Origin of the sequence: Domibacillus epiphyticus (assembly GCF_001975785.1) — a bacterium.
GTDB classification, from domain to species: domain Bacteria; phylum Bacillota; class Bacilli; order Bacillales; family Domibacillaceae; genus Domibacillus; species Domibacillus epiphyticus.
The window spans coordinates 94,184-113,020 of the sequence record NZ_MSFI01000001.1; the positions used below are offsets into that span (position 1 = coordinate 94,184).

At 43.7% G+C, this 18,837-nt stretch carries 18 protein-coding genes; 17 read left to right on the plus strand and 1 reads right to left on the minus strand.

The window, feature by feature from the left end:
* Window position 1 precedes the first annotated feature (1 nt).
* Genes BTO28_RS00475 through spoVM form a run of 6 tightly spaced genes read left to right on the plus strand, consistent with a single transcriptional unit; the run spans window position 2 to window position 4,987 of the window.
* On the plus strand, window positions 2-754 hold the full coding sequence (locus BTO28_RS00475) for a Stp1/IreP family PP2C-type Ser/Thr phosphatase (RefSeq protein WP_076762921.1): 753 nt from the start codon (window positions 2-4) through the stop codon (window positions 752-754).
* Between the two features lie 4 nt (window positions 755-758).
* Window positions 759-2,702, plus strand: a complete 1,944-nt coding sequence (pknB, locus tag BTO28_RS00480; protein ID WP_076762923.1) for a Stk1 family PASTA domain-containing Ser/Thr kinase — start codon at window positions 759-761, stop codon at window positions 2,700-2,702.
* 11 nt (window positions 2,703-2,713) lie between these two features.
* Window positions 2,714-3,589, plus strand: coding sequence for a ribosome small subunit-dependent GTPase A (rsgA, locus tag BTO28_RS00485; protein WP_076762925.1), 876 nt, complete (start codon window positions 2,714-2,716; stop codon window positions 3,587-3,589).
* Between the two features lie 2 nt (window positions 3,590-3,591).
* Window positions 3,592-4,251 carry a ribulose-phosphate 3-epimerase gene (rpe, locus tag BTO28_RS00490; RefSeq protein WP_076762926.1) on the plus strand — a complete coding sequence of 220 codons (660 nt, stop codon included), beginning with the start codon at window positions 3,592-3,594 and terminating at the stop codon, window positions 4,249-4,251.
* On the plus strand, window positions 4,248-4,907 hold the full coding sequence (locus BTO28_RS00495) for a thiamine diphosphokinase (RefSeq protein ID WP_076762928.1): 660 nt from the start codon (window positions 4,248-4,250) through the stop codon (window positions 4,905-4,907). Before rpe ends, BTO28_RS00495 begins: the two co-directional genes overlap by 4 nt.
* Entirely contained in the window at window positions 4,904-4,987 is an 84-nt protein-coding gene (gene spoVM / locus BTO28_RS17795) for a stage V sporulation protein SpoVM (protein WP_076762930.1), read from the plus strand. Before BTO28_RS00495 ends, spoVM begins: the two co-directional genes overlap by 4 nt.
* A gap of 47 nt (window positions 4,988-5,034) precedes the next feature.
* Here the strand turns inward: spoVM and rpmB are convergent, their stop codons facing one another.
* Window positions 5,035-5,223, minus strand: coding sequence for a 50S ribosomal protein L28 (rpmB, locus tag BTO28_RS00505; RefSeq protein ID WP_018392308.1), 189 nt, complete (start codon window positions 5,221-5,223; stop codon window positions 5,035-5,037).
* Window positions 5,224-5,449: 226 nt separating this feature from the next.
* Here rpmB and BTO28_RS00510 point away from each other — a divergent pair, with 226 nt between their 5' ends.
* The 11 genes from BTO28_RS00510 (at window position 5,450) to ftsY (ending at window position 18,719) form a co-directional block, all read left to right on the plus strand.
* A complete protein-coding gene (locus BTO28_RS00510; RefSeq protein ID WP_076762931.1) occupies window positions 5,450-5,812 on the plus strand; it encodes an Asp23/Gls24 family envelope stress response protein in 363 nt (120 codons plus the stop codon).
* Between the two features lie 17 nt (window positions 5,813-5,829).
* Window positions 5,830-7,494 carry a DAK2 domain-containing protein gene (locus BTO28_RS00515; RefSeq protein WP_076762933.1) on the plus strand — a complete coding sequence of 555 codons (1,665 nt, stop codon included), beginning with the start codon at window positions 5,830-5,832 and terminating at the stop codon, window positions 7,492-7,494.
* Between the two features lie 50 nt (window positions 7,495-7,544).
* A complete protein-coding gene (gene recG, locus BTO28_RS00520) occupies window positions 7,545-9,608 on the plus strand; it encodes an ATP-dependent DNA helicase RecG (protein ID WP_076762935.1) in 2,064 nt (687 codons plus the stop codon).
* Window positions 9,609-9,693: 85 nt separating this feature from the next.
* On the plus strand, window positions 9,694-10,284 hold the full coding sequence (fapR, locus tag BTO28_RS00525; RefSeq protein WP_076762937.1) for a transcription factor FapR: 591 nt from the start codon (window positions 9,694-9,696) through the stop codon (window positions 10,282-10,284).
* Complete coding sequence (plsX, locus tag BTO28_RS00530; protein WP_076762938.1) at window positions 10,268-11,269, plus strand: phosphate acyltransferase PlsX; 1,002 nt, start codon at window positions 10,268-10,270, stop codon at window positions 11,267-11,269. Before fapR ends, plsX begins: the two co-directional genes overlap by 17 nt.
* Window positions 11,269-12,216 carry an ACP S-malonyltransferase gene (fabD, locus tag BTO28_RS00535; protein ID WP_076762940.1) on the plus strand — a complete coding sequence of 316 codons (948 nt, stop codon included), beginning with the start codon at window positions 11,269-11,271 and terminating at the stop codon, window positions 12,214-12,216. Before plsX ends, fabD begins: the two co-directional genes overlap by 1 nt.
* Window positions 12,213-12,956 (plus strand): 3-oxoacyl-[acyl-carrier-protein] reductase, encoded by a 744-nt coding sequence (fabG, locus tag BTO28_RS00540; protein ID WP_076762942.1) that lies wholly within the window; start codon window positions 12,213-12,215, stop codon window positions 12,954-12,956. Before fabD ends, fabG begins: the two co-directional genes overlap by 4 nt.
* Window positions 12,957-13,016: 60 nt before the next feature.
* Window positions 13,017-13,250, plus strand: a complete 234-nt coding sequence (acpP, locus tag BTO28_RS00545) for an acyl carrier protein (RefSeq protein ID WP_045850123.1) — start codon at window positions 13,017-13,019, stop codon at window positions 13,248-13,250.
* 116 nt (window positions 13,251-13,366) lie between these two features.
* A complete protein-coding gene (gene rnc, locus BTO28_RS00550) occupies window positions 13,367-14,104 on the plus strand; it encodes a ribonuclease III (RefSeq protein WP_076762943.1) in 738 nt (245 codons plus the stop codon).
* A gap of 17 nt (window positions 14,105-14,121) precedes the next feature.
* Window positions 14,122-17,682, plus strand: a complete 3,561-nt coding sequence (gene smc / locus BTO28_RS00555; protein ID WP_076762944.1) for a chromosome segregation protein SMC — start codon at window positions 14,122-14,124, stop codon at window positions 17,680-17,682.
* Between the two features lie 20 nt (window positions 17,683-17,702).
* Window positions 17,703-18,719 carry a signal recognition particle-docking protein FtsY gene (gene ftsY / locus BTO28_RS00560; RefSeq protein WP_076762946.1) on the plus strand — a complete coding sequence of 339 codons (1,017 nt, stop codon included), beginning with the start codon at window positions 17,703-17,705 and terminating at the stop codon, window positions 18,717-18,719.
* The last annotated feature ends 118 nt before the right edge of the window (window positions 18,720-18,837 follow it).

An 18,837-nucleotide genomic window follows, 5' to 3' on the forward strand; every position in this document is an offset into this window, starting at 1 on the left:
ATTGAATGCTGTGTTTCGGACAGACAGGGGTCGAATTCGGGCTCACAATGAAGATAATGGCGGTGTATTTCATCATAAACAGTCCCTATGTTTAGCCGTTGTGGCGGATGGCATGGGCGGTCATAATGCAGGTGATATCGCCAGCCGCATGACGATTGAGGGGATGGAATACGCCTGGAATGAAGCAAATTCCCAAATTGAATCACCAGATGATGCAGTAGAATGGCTGAAGTCCACTATTTTTGAGATCAATGCTGCTATTTTGAACCATGCGAAAGAACATCCTGAATGCAGCGGAATGGGGACAACGCTTGTCACTGCATTATGTACGGAGAAATATTGCACCATCGCAAGCATCGGCGACAGCCGGTGCTATTTGCAGAATGAAGACGGCTTTTCACAAGTTACAGAAGATCATTCACTCGTTAATGAGCTCGTGAAATCTGGTGAAATAAGCCGCGCAGATGCAGAAAGCCATCCGAGAAAAAATGTGCTGACACGTGCGCTTGGCACCGATGAAAAACTGACAGTTGATTACCGGACGATCATGTTTGAAGAAGGAGATTTTCTTCTTCTTTGTTCTGACGGTTTGTCTAACAAAGTAAGTGCTGTTGAAATGAAAGACGTTCTTGAATCACCAGATTCGCTAGAATTAAAAGCGGATACACTCATTCAGATGGCCAATGAAAACGGGGGAGAGGACAATATTACGGTTGTCATCCTCGAACATTGTCCTGGCAGTGAAAGAGGGTGAGTAAATGCTGATTGGGAGACGATTAAGCGGCCGCTATAAAATCGAACGGACAATCGGTGGCGGCGGTATGGCCCACGTCTACCTTGCGCGGGATATTATTTTAGAACGGGATGTTGCAATCAAAGTTTTAAGATTTGATTTTGCCGGGGAAGATGAATTTTTACGGCGGTTTCAACGAGAAGCACAAGCAGCATCGAGCCTGGTTCATCCGAATATTGTCAGTATTTATGATATTGGCGAAGAAGATAATGTGAATTTCATCGTTATGGAATATGTGGATGGCATGACGTTAAAAGAATACATTCAACAGTTTTCACCACTTCCATATGAAAAAGTGATAGATATAATGAAACAGATGACAGCCGCAGTAGCATTTGCTCATCAGCATTCAATTATTCACAGGGATATAAAACCGCATAATATGTTAATCGATCATGATGGCACCGTCAAAATTACTGATTTTGGGATTGCGATGGCGATGAGTGCAACGTCCATTACACAGACAAATGCGGTTCTCGGTTCTGTTCATTATATTTCACCTGAACAGGCAAGAGGTGGAATGGCAACGAAAAAGTCGGACATTTATGCACTTGGCATTGTCATGTACGAATTGTTAACAGGGAGTCTTCCTTTTTCAGGTGAATCTGCTGTATCTATTGCCTTAAAGCATTTACAGTCCGATACACCATCTGTACGACAGCTTTATCCAGATGTGCCGCAAAGTATTGAAAATATTGTTCTTCACGCAACTGCAAAAGATCCGTTTCACAGGTATGCAAATGCCGAAGCGATGGAAGCAGACCTTTCGACAGCACTTGAAGACTATCGTATTCATGAAGAAAAGTTTACAATACCGGATGAGGATGATGAAGTAACGAAAGCAATTCCAATCATTGCTTCGAAGCCGCAGGAAAGCGAAAGAATCACCGCGCATGAGGAACCGGAGAAAAAATTTGCGCCCGAAAAAAAAGAAAAAAAACGCAAGAGTTGGCCATGGATTATTTTTATTCTTATGGTAATGGCGGTTGCTGCCTCAGTTATTTGGCCAATGGCAACAGCACCAAAAGATATAAACGTGCCTGATACGACAGAAAACGGTCTTGATGAAGCTGCATCCACACTCGTTACTGCGGGGCTGGCTGTCGGAGAATCGCAAGAAGAATTCAGTGCGGACATACCGGAAGGAAAAGTCATTCGAACCTCCCCGGAAGCCGGAGAAACGGTAAAAGAAGGGACTAAAGTAGATTTGTATGTATCTGCTGGGAAAGAGCAATCAGACATGGCGGATTACACAGGAAAAACATTAGAAGAAACACGTGAACTGTTAGAAGAAGCCGGATTTCGCAATGTGAATGTAGAAATGGTTCACGACGAAAGTGAAGCGGGTACCGTCTTGGAACACAATCCCGAAGCTGGCGAGAAAGTTATCCCTGAAGAGGAAGATGTTAAACTGACTGTCAGTGCCGGACGTGCAAATGTTGTTCTAATTGATTTAACAGACTACAACAAAAAAAGTCTTGAAGATTATGAGGATTCTGCGGGCGTTACAGTCCATGTTGCTGGAGAAGAATATTCAGATACCGTAGATGCCGGACAGGTATTATCACAGTCACCCCAGGCCGGTAGTGAAGTGCCGTATGGAAGCACGGTTGAGGTAATCTTGTCCAAAGGACCGGAAGAAATTCCGCCCAAAAAGGTATTAAAAGACATTGTCATTCCATATGAACCTGGAACGGAAGGCGAACCGCAGGAAATTCAAATATATATTGAAGATATGGATCACAGCATGACGGAACCGTATGAGAAGTTTTTAATAACAGAAGATACGGAACGCACACTTGAATTTGTTTTTGAAGAAGGAACAAAATCGGGTTTTAAAGTTATTCGAGATCAAATTGTCATTATGGATGAAACGATTCCATTTCCTGATGCTGATGAAAATGAATAAGGGGGTCCTTCATGCCAGCAGGCAAAATTATTAAAGCATTAAGCGGTTTTTATTACGTTCTAGATGGAGAAGAAACGATTCAATGCCGGGGACGCGGTGTATTCCGGAAGCGAAATATTACACCGCTCGTCGGTGATTATGTTGAATTTGAAGCAGAAAATGCCAAAGAAGGGTACATTTTATCGGTAGAAGAACGTAAGAACGATCTTGTGCGTCCGCCTGTCGCGAATGTCGATCAGGCAGTACTCGTTTTTTCGGCGATGGAGCCCACATTTAGCACTACGCTTCTCGATCGGTTTCTTGTACTCATTGAATCAAAAGATATTGAACCGCTTATTTGCATTACAAAAATGGATTTATTGAATGAAATTGATGAAGTAGCGAAGTATGTATCTGATTATCGGAATATTGGCTATACCGTAATTGAAACATCATCTGAAACGCTTGATGGCATAGAGGCACTTGCGGATTATTTACATGGTAAAACGTCTGTTTTTGCCGGTCAGTCAGGTGTTGGAAAATCGTCATTATTAAATGCTATTCGTCCCGATTTAGAATTGAAAACAAATGAAATATCTAATTCTCTTGGACGAGGAAAACATACAACCAGGCATGTTGAACTAATACCAGCAGCCGGTGGACTTGTCGCGGATACACCGGGATTCAGTTCCCTCGACTTTGATGGTCTCGAAATGGAAGATGTTTCATCATGCTTTCCTGAAATGGTGAAACGAAGCAATTCTTGTAAGTTTAGAGGATGTCTTCACATAAATGAGCCAAAATGTGCAGTGAAACAAGCGGTAGAAGATTCCATGATCCCCTCATACCGATATGAACATTATTTGCAATTTATAGAGGAAATAAAAGAGAGAAAGCCGAGGTACTAGCTATGATCAAAATAGCCCCTTCGATTTTATCGGCCGATTTTGCAAGGCTTGGAGAAGAAGTGAAAGATGTGGAAAAAGGCGGTGCAGACTACATTCATATAGACGTGATGGACGGTCATTTTGTTCCTAATATTACGATTGGTCCTCTCATTGTGGAAGCGATCCGGCCGGTCACTAAACTTCCGCTTGACGTCCATTTAATGATTCAAAATCCGGATGCATATATTGAATCATTCGCAAATGCGGGAGCCGATATTATTACGGTACATGCAGAAGTGTGCCCTCATTTGCATCGAACCATTCAGCTTATCCGCTCATTTGGCGTAAAAGCAGGTGTTGTTCTTAATCCATCAACTCCGGAACATGTCCTTGAATATGTCATAAATGATATTGATATGGTGTTGATTATGACAGTCAATCCTGGATTTGGCGGGCAGGCATTTATTGAGGCGGTTGTACCAAAGATCCGCCGAGTCCGTCAAATGATAATAGATGCCGGTGTCAATGTCGATATTGAAATTGATGGCGGCGTGAATCCGGAAACGGCAAAAGTTTGTGCAGAAGCAGGTGCAAATGTACTTGTTGCCGGTTCAGCTATCTATAACAAGGATGATCGCGGTGCTGCGATAAAAGAAATTCGCCGTGCTGCCGAAAACGCGTGATCATCCGCATTGTCGCCGGAGGTCCTGAACAGGAGCTTCCAGAGTTTCATATAAATAATACAGATGAAACGGAATGGATCGGGGTTGACCGCGGTGCATTGTATTTACTTGATCGCGGTATTACACCGTCAAAAGCATTTGGGGATTTTGATTCCGTGTCTCCTTCAGAATGGAAAAGAATTTCTGATTTAGTCTCGGATCATGTGCAATTTCCATCAGAAAAAGACGAAACGGACCTGGAGATTGCTTTAAATTACGCTATTAGCCAAAACCCGGATGCTATTGAGCTCTATGGTGTAACAGGGGGCCGCCTCGACCATTTTTTCGGAGCGGTCACACTTCTGATGAAAGAGGAATTAAGGGGGGGACCCTCTGTAACGATTATTGATCGGCAAAATCGAATAAACATTTATAACCCTGGGCGTGTAGTAATAAACGCGGAGAAGAATATAAAATATTATTCGTTTTTTGCCATGAATGAAAAGGTGGAGGGGTTAACGCTTCAAGGGTTTAAATACCCGCTTGAGGATTACTTGCTCAAAAGCGGTTCATCCCGATGTGTCAGTAATGAATTAAATGATAAAAAAGGGGTCTTTTCATTCGATTCGGGCATATTAATGGTAGTAAGAAGTATTGACGGGGGGATGAGCCGTTGAAATTTTACACATTAAAGCTGCCAAAGTTTGTGGGCGGGATGATCAGAATGGTATTGTCTGCAGGGAGAAAGAATAAATAAAAAAGCACCTGTGCCATTGAGGTACAGGTGCTTTTAACTATAGAAGATTATACGCGTTCCACTTTTCCGGATTTAAGCGCACGAGCAGAAACCCATACACGTTTCGGTTTACCGTCTACGAGGATGCGAACTTTTTGCAGGTTAGCGCCCCATGTACGTTTGCTTGAGTTCATTGCGTGTGAACGATTATTTCCAGTACGTGCTTTACGGCCAGAGATAACACATTGTTTTGGCATTTTATTCACTCCTTACTGTTCAGGATTAACATAATCTGTTTTCATATGTGCAAGACACTTAAATAATTTATCATACTAAGATGACGAATGCAACTACTTCAGTAAAGTCTTTCAAGAAAAAAACCTTGACACTAAATAGAACAACAGCCATTAATAGAGTGAGTTGTGAATATATATATAAATATAGTAAAATGAACATAGTTCGATTCGCAAGGGAGGATTTTTTGTGACGATTGAATTGAAAACAGAGCTTGGACACATTGACATATCAAACGAAGTGATTGCGATGATTGCCGGCGGAGCTGCAGTGGATTGCTATGGCATTGTTGGCATGTCTTCAAAAAAGCAGTTGAAAGACGGTATTGCTGAAATTTTACGCCGTGAAAATTTTACGCGCGGTGTTGTTGTCCGCCAGGAAGAAGATCGCGTTTTTATTGATATGTACATAATTGTGAGCTACGGAACGAAAATTTCGGAAGTGGCAAGCAATGTACAATCAAAAGTCAAATATACACTTAATAAAACGGTCGGCCTTTCGGTTGATTCTGTTAATATTTTTGTACAGGGTGTACGGGTTACGAACCCGTAGTGTGAGGAGGAAATTTCGTGGCTATTACTTCATTGGACGGACTGCGTTTTGCCAGGATGGTGCAGGCAGGCGCGCAGCATCTATCTGCAAATGCCGCAATGGTTGATGCATTAAACGTTTTCCCGGTACCGGACGGAGATACGGGAACAAATATGAATTTGTCTATGACGTCTGGAGCAAAGGAAACGGAACAAACTAAACAGGCGCATTTTGGCAAAACAGCTGAAGCGCTCTCAAAAGGACTGCTAATGGGCGCACGGGGAAATTCGGGCGTCATTTTGTCCCAATTGTTCCGTGGCTTCTCAAAAGCGATCGCGGGAAAACAGGAAGTGAATGCATTTGAATTGGCTGCTGCGTTTGAAGCAGGAGTACAGACCGCATATAAAGCTGTCATGAAACCTGTCGAGGGGACGATATTAACCGTCGCAAAAGATGCGGCAAGAAAAGCAGTCGAAAAAGCGCATAAAGAGACGAATGTGATTGCGGTCGTTGAGGCGCTTGTTGAAGAAGGACAGGCGTCGTTAAACCGTACTCCTGACCTTTTGCCTGTTTTAAAAGAAGTCGGCGTTGTCGACAGCGGCGGTCAAGGACTTCTACTCGTATATGAAGGCTTCCTTGCCGAATTAAAAGGGGAGGCGCTTCCGGCGCCGCTCTCAACCCGTCAAGATTTGGCGGATCTTGTTAGTGCTGAACATCATAAAAGCGTTCAAAGCTTTATGAGCACTGAAGATATTGAATTTGGCTACTGCACGGAATTTATGGTGAAATTTGATCCTGATAAATTGTCTAAACATCCGTTTTCGGAAGAGGACTTCCGTAATGAGTTGAGTCAATTTGGCGATTCGCTTCTCGTCATATCTGATGATGAGATTGCAAAAGTACATATTCATGCGGAACATCCTGGTGATGTACTTTCGTGCGGTCAAAAATACGGCAGCCTGATTAATATGAAAATAGAAAATATGCGGGAACAACACAGCGCGATTACCGGCGGGGCTGCTGAAGCACCAAAACCTGCAGAAAAAGCACGTTACGGTATTGTTTCGGTTGCAATGGGAGCTGGTGTTGCTGAACTGTTTAAAAGTATTGGGGCCACGTTTGTTATTGAGGGCGGGCAGACAATGAACCCATCGACGGAGGATATCGTAAAAGCGATTCATGATTCACATGCGGACCACGTGATTGTACTCCCGAATAATAAAAATATTATTATGGCTGCTGAGCAGGCAGCGGAAGTGTCTGAAGCAAGCGTCTCCGTTGTGCCGACAAAAACAGTTCCTCAAGGTCTAGCAGCATTGATTGCTTTTAACCCGGATGGGGATGAACAGTCGAATAAACGTGCGATGACAAATGCAGCAGGTCATGTAAAAACAGGGCAGATTACTCATGCTGTGCGGGATACGAGCATTGACGGTATTGAGATCAAAAAAGATGACTTTATGGGCCTTGCGGAAGGGAAAATTGTTGTAACGAATGACAATAAAATGACAGCTGTTACAGAGCTTCTTGATACACTCCTTGATGACGAATCAGAAATTGTCACAATCATTTTTGGACAGGACGCATCAGAAGCGGAAGTAGAACAGGTTGTATCATATATTGAAGAAAATTTCCCAGGTGTGGAAGCGGAAGTTCATAACGGACAGCAGCCGCTTTATCCGTTTATTTTCTCAATCGAATAAACAAGGAGAGGGAGAAATCTCTCTCTTTTTCACATTTTAAGAAAGGAGGAATGGATGTGAATCAGGGTGATTCTCCACTTCATTTGCCGATTAGCGTCCTAAAAGGTGCCGGGAAAGAAGCAGAAACATCACTCGCCGGTATCGGTGTGTTAACAGTCGGAGATTTAATGGAATTTGTGCCGGCTCGGTATGAAGATATGCGTCTTAAAAGCCCGGTGGAAGCGGCTCACGATGAAAAGGTGACGATTGAGGGAACAATTCAAACAGAACCCTCAGTCATGTATTATGGAAAAAAAAAATCACGTCTTACATTTAAACTGCTGTCAGGGCCTCATTTAATTAACGTTACATTTTTTAATCAGCCCTATTTAAAGAAAAAAGCAGCGGTCGGCGATACGGTTACTGTTACTGGTAAATGGGACCGAAATCGTTTATCAGTATCGGGTCAATTACTTGAAATTGGACCATACTCGCGAGGAACTGATTTTGAAGCGGTGTATCTTCTGCGTAATGCCATTTCACTTAAGCAGTTCCGTAAGCTTGTAAAGCAGGCGATTGAACTGTATGGGACTTATATTGAAGAAACATTGCCAGATAGTCTTTTGAACCAGTACAGACTAATTGCAAGGAAAGATGCAATCAAAGCACTTCATTTTCCAGCATCTGAAGAAGAAATGAAACAAGCGCGGCGCCGATTTGTGTATGAAGAATTTTTTTATTTTCAGCTAAAAATGCAGGCGCTCCGAAAAACAGTTCGAGAGCAGTCCGGTGGCATCTCGCAAAAATACGATCTTGTGAAATTAAAAGAGCTTATCGATTCATTGCCGTTTGAACTGACCAATGCGCAAAAAAAAGCGGTGAATGAAATATGTGCCGATATGAAATCTCCATACCGGATGAATAGATTGCTGCAGGGGGATGTAGGGAGCGGAAAAACAGCTGTAGCAACACTGGCTCTTTACGCATCTGTTACAGCTGGATACCAAGGTGCTCTTATGGTGCCGACAGAAATTTTAGCCGAGCAGCATGCGAAATCTCTTCATGATATGCTTGAGCCATTCGGTATTCATACAGCGCTTTTAACAGGAAATGTGAAAGGGAAAAAACGGAAGGCACTTCTTGATGCGCTGGCTTCTGGTGACATAGATATTCTAATCGGCACGCATGCGCTCATTCAAGACGACGTTCAATTTCAAAACCTCGGTCTCGTTATTACGGATGAACAGCATCGATTCGGTGTCAATCAGCGGCGCATTTTGCGGGCAAAGGGAGATAATCCGGATGTACTGTTTATGACAGCAACACCCATTCCCCGTACACTGGCCATTACGGTGTTTGGTGAAATGGATGTGTCGATTATTAACGAAATGCCGGCAGGAAGGAAAGCGATTGAAACGTATTGGGCCAAAGAAGAAATGCTTGGACGCGTGCTCGATTTTACCGAAAAAGAACTAAGAAAAGGCAGGCAGGCATATGTCATTTGTCCGCTTATTGAAGAATCAGAAAAACTCGATTTTCAAAATGCTCTCGATGTACATGCGCAGCTGAGCAGTCATTTCCATGGCAAGTTTACTGTCGGTTTAATGCATGGACGTCTGTCTGGTGAAGAAAAAGATGAGGTTATGAAATCGTTCAGCGCGAACGATTTAAACATTCTCGTTTCAACGACAGTCGTGGAAGTGGGTGTAAACGTCCCGAATGCAACGGTCATGATCATATATGACGCTGAGCGGTTTGGCTTGTCACAGCTTCACCAGCTGCGTGGACGGGTTGGACGTGGTTCGGAGCAGTCATATTGCATGCTCATTGCTGATCCAAAATCGGAAACAGGGAAAGAGCGGATGACGGCAATGACGGAAACCAATGATGGATTTGTTCTTAGTGAAAAAGACCTGGAACTGCGCGGGCCAGGTGATTTCTTTGGACGTAAACAAAGCGGATTGCCGGAATTTAAAATGGCAGACATGGTGCATGATTATCGTGCGCTTGAAACGGCACGGGATGATGCAAAAAAATTAATCGATTCTCCTGCTTTTTGGAATGGCCATGAATACCGTCATTTACGCGCGGTATTAACGGACTCAGGAGTACTGGCCGGTGAGAAGCTTGATTAAGAATGCAAGATTTTCCTTGCATTCTTTTTTTGTTGTCTCTATACTGTTTTTAGTACCTAGTCCTAATATCGGATGGTGGCATTCAATGAGAAGATCAAAAAAAGAAAGGCAGGAGCGTCTTCAGGAGACAATTCAGGCGAATCCGTTCGTTACCGACGAGGAGCTCGCAGGAGAATTTAAAGTTAGTGTACAGACAATTCGGCTTGACCGAATGGAGCTGTCAATTCCTGAATTGCGTGAGCGCATTAAATATGTAGCAGAACAAAACATGCATGATGAAGTAAGATCCCTGCCGATTGAAGAAGTAATTGGGGAGATTATCGACATTGAACTAGATAAAAGTGCAATATCCATTTTTGACGTAAAAAAAGACCATGTTTTTAAGCGAAATGGAATTACCCGGGGCCATCACTTATTTGCACAGGCTAATTCGCTGGCTGTCGCCGTTATAAATGATGAAATGGCCCTTACAGGAAAAGCAGATATTCGCTTTACCCGACCGGTCCGAGAAGGCGAACGCGTGATTGCAAAAGCAAAAGTAACCCGTCTGGAAAAGTTAAAAACAATAGTAGAGGTATCAAGTTTTGTCGGCAGCGAACGAGTTTTTTGTGGAGAGTTTTCAATGTTTCGTGCGCCGGCAGCAGAAAAGGATGATCAAGATGAAATTGGCAATTGATGCAATGGGCGGTGACAATGCCCCAGAACAAATCATTCTCGGTGTAAATCGGGCATTAAAAGAAAATCCAGAACTGGTGTTAACGGTTTTTGGAGATGAAGCGAAAATCCGTACATATTTAGATCAAAACAGCCGTGCCGAAGTTGTTCATTCACCTGATGTTATTCTTGGGACGGATGAACCTGTACGGGCTGTGCGCCGAAAAAAAGAGTCATCACTTGTCATGATGGCGGAAGCTGTTGCAAAGAACGAGGCTGCGGCATGTGTGTCAGCAGGAAATACAGGCGCGTTAATGGCTGCAGGTTTGTTTATTGTTGGCCGGATAGACGGGGTCGAACGTCCGGCACTTGCACCGACATTACCGACGATTGATGGAAGAGGATTTGTCATGCTTGATCTCGGGGCGAATTCGGATGCCAGGCCGGAACATCTTCTCCAATATGCAGTCATGGGATCTGTATATGCTGAAAAAGTACGGGGGATTGATAATCCTAGGGTTGGCTTGCTTAATATTGGCACAGAAGAAAAAAAAGGAAATGAGTTAACGAAAGCAGCATTTTCGCTTTTAAACGGTGCAAACGATCTTCATTTTATCGGAAATGTTGAATCTCGTGACTTGCTGAATGGTGTGGCAGATGTTGTCGTCACAGATGGATTCACGGGCAATATGGTTTTAAAAACACTTGAAGGCACAGCACTGTCTATTTTCTCTATGTTAAAGCAGTCGCTGGCATCGTCACTAAAAACAAAAATTGGGGCAGTTCTTTTAAAAGAGGAGCTATATGCTTTAAAAAATAAAATGGATTATGCCGAATACGGCGGTGCAGGCCTTTTTGGCTTGAAAGCGCCGGTCATTAAAGCGCACGGTTCATCGGATGCGAATGCTTTTTTTCATGCAATTGAGCAGGCGTACAAAATGGCGCAGGCAAATGTACCATCAATTATAGAATCGCAAATTTCAAGCGGAGAGGGAGAATCGAACTAATGGGGAAAATTGCTTTTGTCTTTCCTGGACAGGGATCGCAGACAGTCGGAATGGGAAAATCGCTTGCGGATCAGCATGAAGAAATACGAGCAATGTTCCTTTTAGCTGATGAAAAACTCGGTTATTCACTTACAGATATTATGTTTGAAGGGCCAGATGAACAGCTGACGTTAACAACAAATGCACAGCCTGCTATTTTAGCGACTAGTATGGCGGTGTTAAAACGGTTTGAGAAAGAAGGTATTAAGGCTGATTTTACTGCCGGTCATAGTCTTGGTGAGTACACGGCGCTTGCAGCAGCCGGCGCCATTACATTTGAAGAAGCTGTGTATGCAGTAAACCAGCGGGGGCGGCTGATGGAGGAAGCTGTACCGGCTGGACGAGGTGCGATGGCGGCTGTCCTTGGCATGGAACGTGATGCACTTAAAGGCGTGATGAAAGACGTGGAGAACGCCGGGCTTGTTGTCGCGGCTGCGAATTTCAACTGCCCGGGTCAAGTTGTGATTTCTGGCACAAAAGAAGGTGTAGAAAAGGCATCAGAGCTCTTGAGGGAAAAAGGAGCAAAAAGGGTCATTCCGCTGAATGTGAGCGGTCCATTCCATTCGCCGCTTATGAAATCGGCCGCGGAAAAACTCCGTGAAGTCTTACATGCTGCAAATATTCAATCAGCGAGCATACCGGTTGTTGCGAATGTCGACGCCTGTCCTGTAACAGATGCGGAGGAAATTATAGATAACCTTGTTAAGCAGCTATATTCACCTGTTTTATGGGAAGACAGTGTAAACACGCTCTTAAAAGAAGGTGTCGATACATTTATTGAAATCGGTCCAGGTACAGTGTTATCCGGATTAATTAAAAAAGTAAACCGCCGAGTAAGAACGTTTGCGGTAAGTGACGAAGAATCGATTATGAAAACAGTTGCCACACTAAAGGAGGAAGCAAAATGAATCTTGAGGGGAAAACAGCACTCGTAACGGGTGCATCTCGCGGAATCGGGAAAGCAATCGCACTTGAACTGGCTAGACTTGGTGCTGACGTGGCGGTTAACTATGCAGGCAGTGAACAAAAAGCTGCAGATGTTGCTGAAGAAATTAAAGCAATGGGACGTCGTTCGTTTATCGTACAATGCGATATTTCCGACAGTGAAGCTGTACAGTCAATGGTGAAAGAAACGATCAGTCAATTTGACCGTATTGACATTCTTGTTAACAATGCAGGAATTACGAGAGATAATCTTCTTATGCGTATGAAAGACCAGGAGTGGGATGAGGTGATAGACACGAATTTAAAAGGTGTCTTTCTTTGCACAAAAGCCGTCACTCGCCAGATGATGAAACAGCGAAGCGGAAGGATTATTAATATTTCTTCTGTTGTCGGCCGGATTGGCAATGCCGGACAGGCAAACTATACAGCGGCCAAAGCGGGCGTTATCGGGTTAACAAAAGCATCAGCACGTGAACTTGCACCGCGCGGCATTACAGTTAACGCAATTGCTCCAGGTTTTATTTCAACAGATATGACTGACGAACTGCCTCAAGAAGCGAAAGAGCAGCTGATTGGCCAGATTCCACTTGGCACACTCGGAGATGTTGAAGATATTGCTGCTGCAGCGGCATTTTTAGCCGGAGATGGGGCTAGATACATTACCGGTCAGGTCATTGGTGTTGATGGCGGCATGGCAATGTGAGAAAAGACGTGTTCTAACTGGGTAAATCGTCTATAATACATTGAGGGGAGGTGAATCATAGTGGCAGATGTTTTAGAACGTGTAACGAAAATTATCGTGGATCGTCTAGGTGTTGAAGAATCTCAAATCAACCTTGATGCAAAATTCAAGGAAGATCTTGGTGCAGATTCTCTTGACGTTGTTGAGCTTGTCATGGAGCTTGAAGACGAATTCGATATGGAAATTTCCGATGACGACGCGGAAAATATTACGACGGTAGGCGACGCTGTAACATACATAAACAGCAAAAACTAATCGTCATTAATGGCAGATCCGCCCATGCGGGTCTGCTTTTTTAATTGTCTTTGCGCAATGCATTTTTTTCAGCTAAACTGTTTTTGTGTGCATTTTAACTTTTCGGAGGAACAGGAATGAAGAAATTAAATCGGGAGCATCGTTATTCCGAACGGAAAGATATGGAGTTTAAACAATTTCAAGATACCATGGGCATCCGTTTTCAGAACGACTCACTATTAAAGCAGGCATTTACCCATTCATCATATGTGAATGAGCATCGGAGAAAACCGCATGAAGACAATGAGCGACTTGAATTTCTTGGTGACGCCGTACTGGAACTGACCGTTTCACAATTTTTATATAAAACGTATCCGGTTATGTCAGAAGGAGAATTGACGAAGTTACGTGCAGCGGTAGTTTGCGAGCCGTCCCTCGTCACGTTTGCTAATGAACTCGAGTTTGGCCGCCTCATTTTGCTTGGAAAAGGAGAGGAAATGACCGGAGGGAGAATGCGTCCGGCGCTCCTGGCTGATGTATTTGAAGCCTTCATTGGTGCCTTATATCTAGATCAAGGGATGGAATCGGTCATCCGCTTTTTAGAGCGGGCCGTATTCCCGAAAATAAGTGCCGGTGCTTTTTCTCATGTGATGGATTTTAAAAGCCAGCTTCAGGAATATGTACAGCGAGAATTAAAAGGATCGCCGGCGTATCGCGTTTTAGAAGAAAAAGGCCCGGCACATAATAAAGAATTTATAACAGAAGTTTCATTAAATGGAACCATCCTCGGCACTGGAAGCGGCCGCTCGAAAAAAGAAGCGGAACAGTTTGCTGCCCGGATGGCTCTTGAAAATATGAAAGAACAATCGAAGTAAAAGACAGGTGGATAAGCATGATCCTGAAAAAGCTGGATATTGCGGGATTTAAATCATTTGCCGGAAAAGTGACCGTTGAATTTATGCCCGGTGTAACCGCAGTCGTCGGGCCAAATGGCTCCGGAAAAAGCAACATCACAGAAGCGATTCGGTGGGTGCTCGGAGAACAGTCGGCAAAAAGTTTACGCGGCGGAAAAATGGAAGATGTCATTTTCTCGGGCAGTGACTCAAGAAGAAGATTGAACGAGGCGGATGTGACCATTACGCTCGATAACCGCGATGGGGCACTTCCGCTCGATTACACTGAGGTAAGCATTACACGGCGTGTAAACCGGAACGGTGAAAGTGATTATTTTATTAATAAGCAAAGCTGCCGGTTAAAAGACATTATTGAACTATTTATGGATTCGGGTCTTGGCCGAGGTGCATTTTCCATTATCGGCCAGGGGCGTGTCGATGAAATTTTAAACAGCCGTCCGGAGGAAAGACGCTCCATTTTTGAAGAAGCTGCGGGTGTGTTGAAATATAAGACTCGCAAAAAGCAAGCGGAACAAAAACTTTTGGAAACAGAGGAAAACGTCAGCCGTGTAAATGATATATTACATGAACTGGAACAGCGTATTGAGCCGCTAGAAATGCAGGCGTCAGCCGCGAAGGATTACTTGGAAAAAAAAGCTGAATTAAAAGAAATTGAAGCAGCTGTATGGGCGCATGATATTGCCGCGTTTCACGATGAATGGGAGCGCCAAAAAGAAGAAAGACTGCGGAATGAACGGCAGGCAGCCCGTCTGTCGGAGCAAGTGGATTCAGAAGAGTTATTGATGAAAGAAATGGAGCAGGAACTAAAACAGCTGGGTGAACAGGAAGATGCCGCACAGCAAAACCTCCTGACGATTATTGAATCCCTTGAAAAAATTGAAGGAAAACGAAGGCTGATGGACGAACGGGAAAAAAATGCGTCCTACAATGAAGAGCGCCTGACAAAATCGATAGCTGAAGCAGAGCGGAAACGATCATCATTAAAGGCTGCAGCGGAAGAAGCAAGTACGTCCGCTGAGTTAAAACGCAAAGAATATGAACAACTTCAAAAAGAAGCAAACGAAAAAGAAAAGCTGTTGAATGCTCTATCAGAAAACACGGAAGAAAAGCTGGAATCGTTAAAGTCTGATTACATTGATCACTTGAACCGCGCTGCTGCTGCGAAAAATGAGCTTCGTGAAATCGAACGGCAGCTCGAACGGCTGACCGTTCGTTTTGAACGTCTTGGCGGCACCAATGATCAATATTTACAGGAGCGACAATTGCTGGAACAAGAGCGGATAAAGCTTGAAGAGGCCCGTGAAGCGGCAGAAGAGCGATTGAATAAACATACCTCATCCTATAGAGAAGCCAAAAAAGACCGTGATGCATTAAAAGAAACCATTGAAAAACGCCGTACAGCACTTTATAAAGCATATCAAATTTTACAGGAAGCTGTATCCAGGCGTAATTTATTGTCTTCCTTGGAAGAGGAATACGCCGGTTTTTATTCAGGTGTCAAAGAAGTGTTAAAAGAAAAAAATAATCGTCTTCCTGGGGTTATCGGTGCTGCAGCGGAACTAATCAATGTGCCGAAAGAATATGAAACTGCGATTGAAACAGCACTTGGCGGTGCATTACAGCACATTTTCGTCACAAATGAGCAATCTGCACGCGAGTCCATTTTATTTTTGAAAAAAAACCGGTATGGCCGTGCAACCTTTTTACCGCTCTCGACAGTGAAAGAAAAAACACTTCCAGACCATGTGCTGGCATCGATCCGGCATGAAAAAGGGTTTCTCGGTACAGCAGCTGAACTGACTGAGTATGATCAACAATATGCACGTGCTGTTGGTCATTTACTCGGGAATGTTATCATTGCTTCTTCTTTAGAGGAAGCGAACAGTATTGCACGGAAAATCAATCATCGTTATCGCATTGTCACCGTAGAGGGGGATGTCGTAAATGCTGGAGGCTCTATGACAGGCGGCTCTCTCAAAAAGAATGCTGTATCCTTAATTGGACGAAAAAATGAATTAGAGCTGCTGAGCAGCCAGATTGAAAAAATGGAGCAGAAAACGGCTGCCGCTGAAAAAGAAGTGAAGTCACTTCAGATTCGTTCCGCTGAACAGGAGAAAGAAGTGCAAAAGCTTGAAGAAACTGGTGAAATATATCGTCAGTCCCTGCAGGAAGTGATAAATCAGCTGCTGGAATGGTCTTTTAACGAACAATCAGTTAACGATCGTCTTGCTGTCTATGATGCAGAAAAGCGTGAATTTTATAATGAACAATCCCGTTTGCTGAAGCGAAAGGCTGAGGTGGAAGTAAACCTAAAAGAGGAAGAGTCCGCCATTCAATCACTCGATCAGCATATTGCATCGCTTGAATCAAAACGTAAATCAGCCAATTCTGAACGTGAAAAAATTGCTGAAGAACTGAATATACTTCGTCCACAAATTGCGGTGCTGAATGAACAGCTTGATTATAAAAAAGAACAAGAAAACCGTCTGCGGTCAGAATGGATAGAAATAGAAAAAGTGTACAAACAACTGTCAGCAGAGCTTTCATTTATGAAAAATGAACGAAATGACAGTGGAACAACCGGTGTCACGCTAGCGGGTCAATCAGAAGAGCTTTCCATAAAGAAAGACCGAACAATGAAAGAAATTTCCCGCATCAAAACAAACCGTGGGGAAAAGTCTGCGCAGCTTGAACAAAAGACGCGCTTATTATCCGAGTCGCGACGTCTCTTAAAAGGTTTATCTGATGCCCTGCGTGAACATGATGTGAAAATTGCCCGCCTTGATGTTGAATTGGATTCACTTTTGCAAAAATTAAATGAACAATATTCTCTGACGTTTGAAGAAGCGCAGCGTGATTTTCCACTGAACCGGCCAATAGATGAAGCAAGGCGCCACATTCGTTTAATTAAAAAGACGATTGAAGAACTGGGCGATGTGAACATCGGTGCGATCGAAGAATACGAGACAACATTTGAACGTGTCACGTTTTTACGTGATCAAAAAACAGACCTTGAAGAAGCGAAAGAAACATTGCGGGATGTTATGAATGAAATGGACACTGAAATGACTCGGCGATTTACTGACACATTCGATGCAATTAAAGCGGAATTTCAACCTGCTTTCACCGAATTGTTCGGCGGAGGCCGGGCGGAATTAAAATTGACAGATCCGAAAGACATTCTTCATTCCGGAGTCGATATTTCCGCGATGCCGCCGGGGAAAAAACTCCAAAATTTAAGCCTGCTCTCCGGAGGGGAACGGGCACTGACGGCTATAGCGCTGTTGTTTGCCCTTTTACGCGTCCGCCCAGTGCCGTTTTGCATTCTTGATGAAGTGGAAGCGGCTCTTGACGAAGCAAACGTTCACCGTTTCAGCCGTTATTTAAAACAGTTCAGTGAAGACACACAGTTTATCGTGATTACGCATCGGAAGCAGACGATGGAAGAAGCAGATGCACTGTATGGCGTTGCCATGCAGGAATCAGGAGTTTCAAGCCTCGTATCCGTTCGTCTTGAAGAAGCAGCTGCAACCATTTAACCGGGAAAGGATTGAAATAAATGAGCTTTTTTAAAAAATTAAAAGATAAGTTTTCCGGTTCACAGGAACAGGAGCAAACAACTGAAAAATATACAGAAGGTTTAACGAAAACACGTACCGGTTTTGCTGCAAAAGTAAATAATTTAATTGCTAGATACCGGAAAATTGATGAAGAGTTCTTTGAAGAGCTGGAAGAAATTTTAATTGGGGCAGACGTCGGCTTTGAAACCGTCATGGAACTGATTGATGAACTAAAAATGGAAGTGAAGCGCCGCAACACCAATGACCCGGAAGCGATTCGCGAAATTATCACCGAAAAATTCGTTGATATATACACAGACGGTGCTGAGGTGCAGTCTGATTTAAACATTCAAGAATCTGAATTGACGGTGATTTTGTTCGTCGGTGTGAACGGTGTCGGAAAAACAACGACGATCGGGAAATTGGCACATAAATTTAAAGAAGACGGCAAAAAGGTCATTCTCGCTGCTGGTGACACATTCCGTGCGGGTGCGATTGATCAGCTTGAAGTGTGGGGAGAGCGTACCGGTGTGGATGTTATTAAACAGTCGGAAGGATCGGACCCGGCGGCTGTCATGTATGACGCAGTCCGTGCAGCGAAATCGCGCGGTGCTGACATTTTGCTATGTGACACAGCAGGACGACTGCAAAATAAGGTCAATTTAATGAACGAATTGCAAAAAGTAAAGCGTGTGATTGAACGCGAAATCCCAGATGCACCACATGAAGTATTGCTCGTTGTGGATGCCACTACCGGGCAAAACGCGCTTATACAAGCAAAAACATTCAAAGAGGCGACCGATGTATCCGGCATTGTATTAACGAAGCTGGATGGGACGGCAAAAGGCGGCATTGTGCTTGCAATTCGTAAAGAGCTTGGTGTTCCTGTCAAGTTTGTCGGTCTTGGAGAAAAAATGGATGACCTGCAGCCTTTTAATGCGGAAAAGTATGCATACGGATTATTTGCGCAGGCGTTTGAAGAAAAAGAAGTGGCAGACAACGAAGCAGGAGAATAAGTGAAGATCCTTTTCCGCTATGACTAATCGGGCTTTTACGGGCAGTTAATCCTTCTCTTAGACTATTTTTGATGTCGGAGTGATGGATTACTGCCCGTTACGGTGAGACGCTCTTTCG

Bases quoted from the DNA above. Each gene is read 5' to 3' on its own strand.
- pknB (WP_076762923.1), top strand. From the start codon at position 759: ATGCTGATTGGGAGACGATTAAGCGGCCGCTATAAAATCGAACGGACA.
- fabD (WP_076762940.1), top strand. From the start codon at position 11,269: ATGGGGAAAATTGCTTTTGTCTTTCCTGGACAGGGATCGCAGACAGTC.
- fabG (WP_076762942.1), top strand. From the start codon at position 12,213: ATGAATCTTGAGGGGAAAACAGCACTCGTAACGGGTGCATCTCGCGGA.
- fapR (WP_076762937.1), top strand. From the start codon at position 9,694: ATGAGAAGATCAAAAAAAGAAAGGCAGGAGCGTCTTCAGGAGACAATT.
- smc (WP_076762944.1), top strand. From the start codon at position 14,122: ATGATCCTGAAAAAGCTGGATATTGCGGGATTTAAATCATTTGCCGGA.
- recG (WP_076762935.1), top strand. From the start codon at position 7,545: ATGGATGTGAATCAGGGTGATTCTCCACTTCATTTGCCGATTAGCGTC.
- plsX (WP_076762938.1), top strand. From the start codon at position 10,268: ATGAAATTGGCAATTGATGCAATGGGCGGTGACAATGCCCCAGAACAA.
- rsgA (WP_076762925.1), top strand. From the start codon at position 2,714: ATGCCAGCAGGCAAAATTATTAAAGCATTAAGCGGTTTTTATTACGTT.
- rnc (WP_076762943.1), top strand. From the start codon at position 13,367: ATGAAGAAATTAAATCGGGAGCATCGTTATTCCGAACGGAAAGATATG.
- rpe (WP_076762926.1), top strand. From the start codon at position 3,592: ATGATCAAAATAGCCCCTTCGATTTTATCGGCCGATTTTGCAAGGCTT.
- rpmB (WP_018392308.1), bottom strand. From the start codon at position 5,223: ATGCCAAAACAATGTGTTATCTCTGGCCGTAAAGCACGTACTGGAAAT.
- ftsY (WP_076762946.1), top strand. From the start codon at position 17,703: ATGAGCTTTTTTAAAAAATTAAAAGATAAGTTTTCCGGTTCACAGGAA.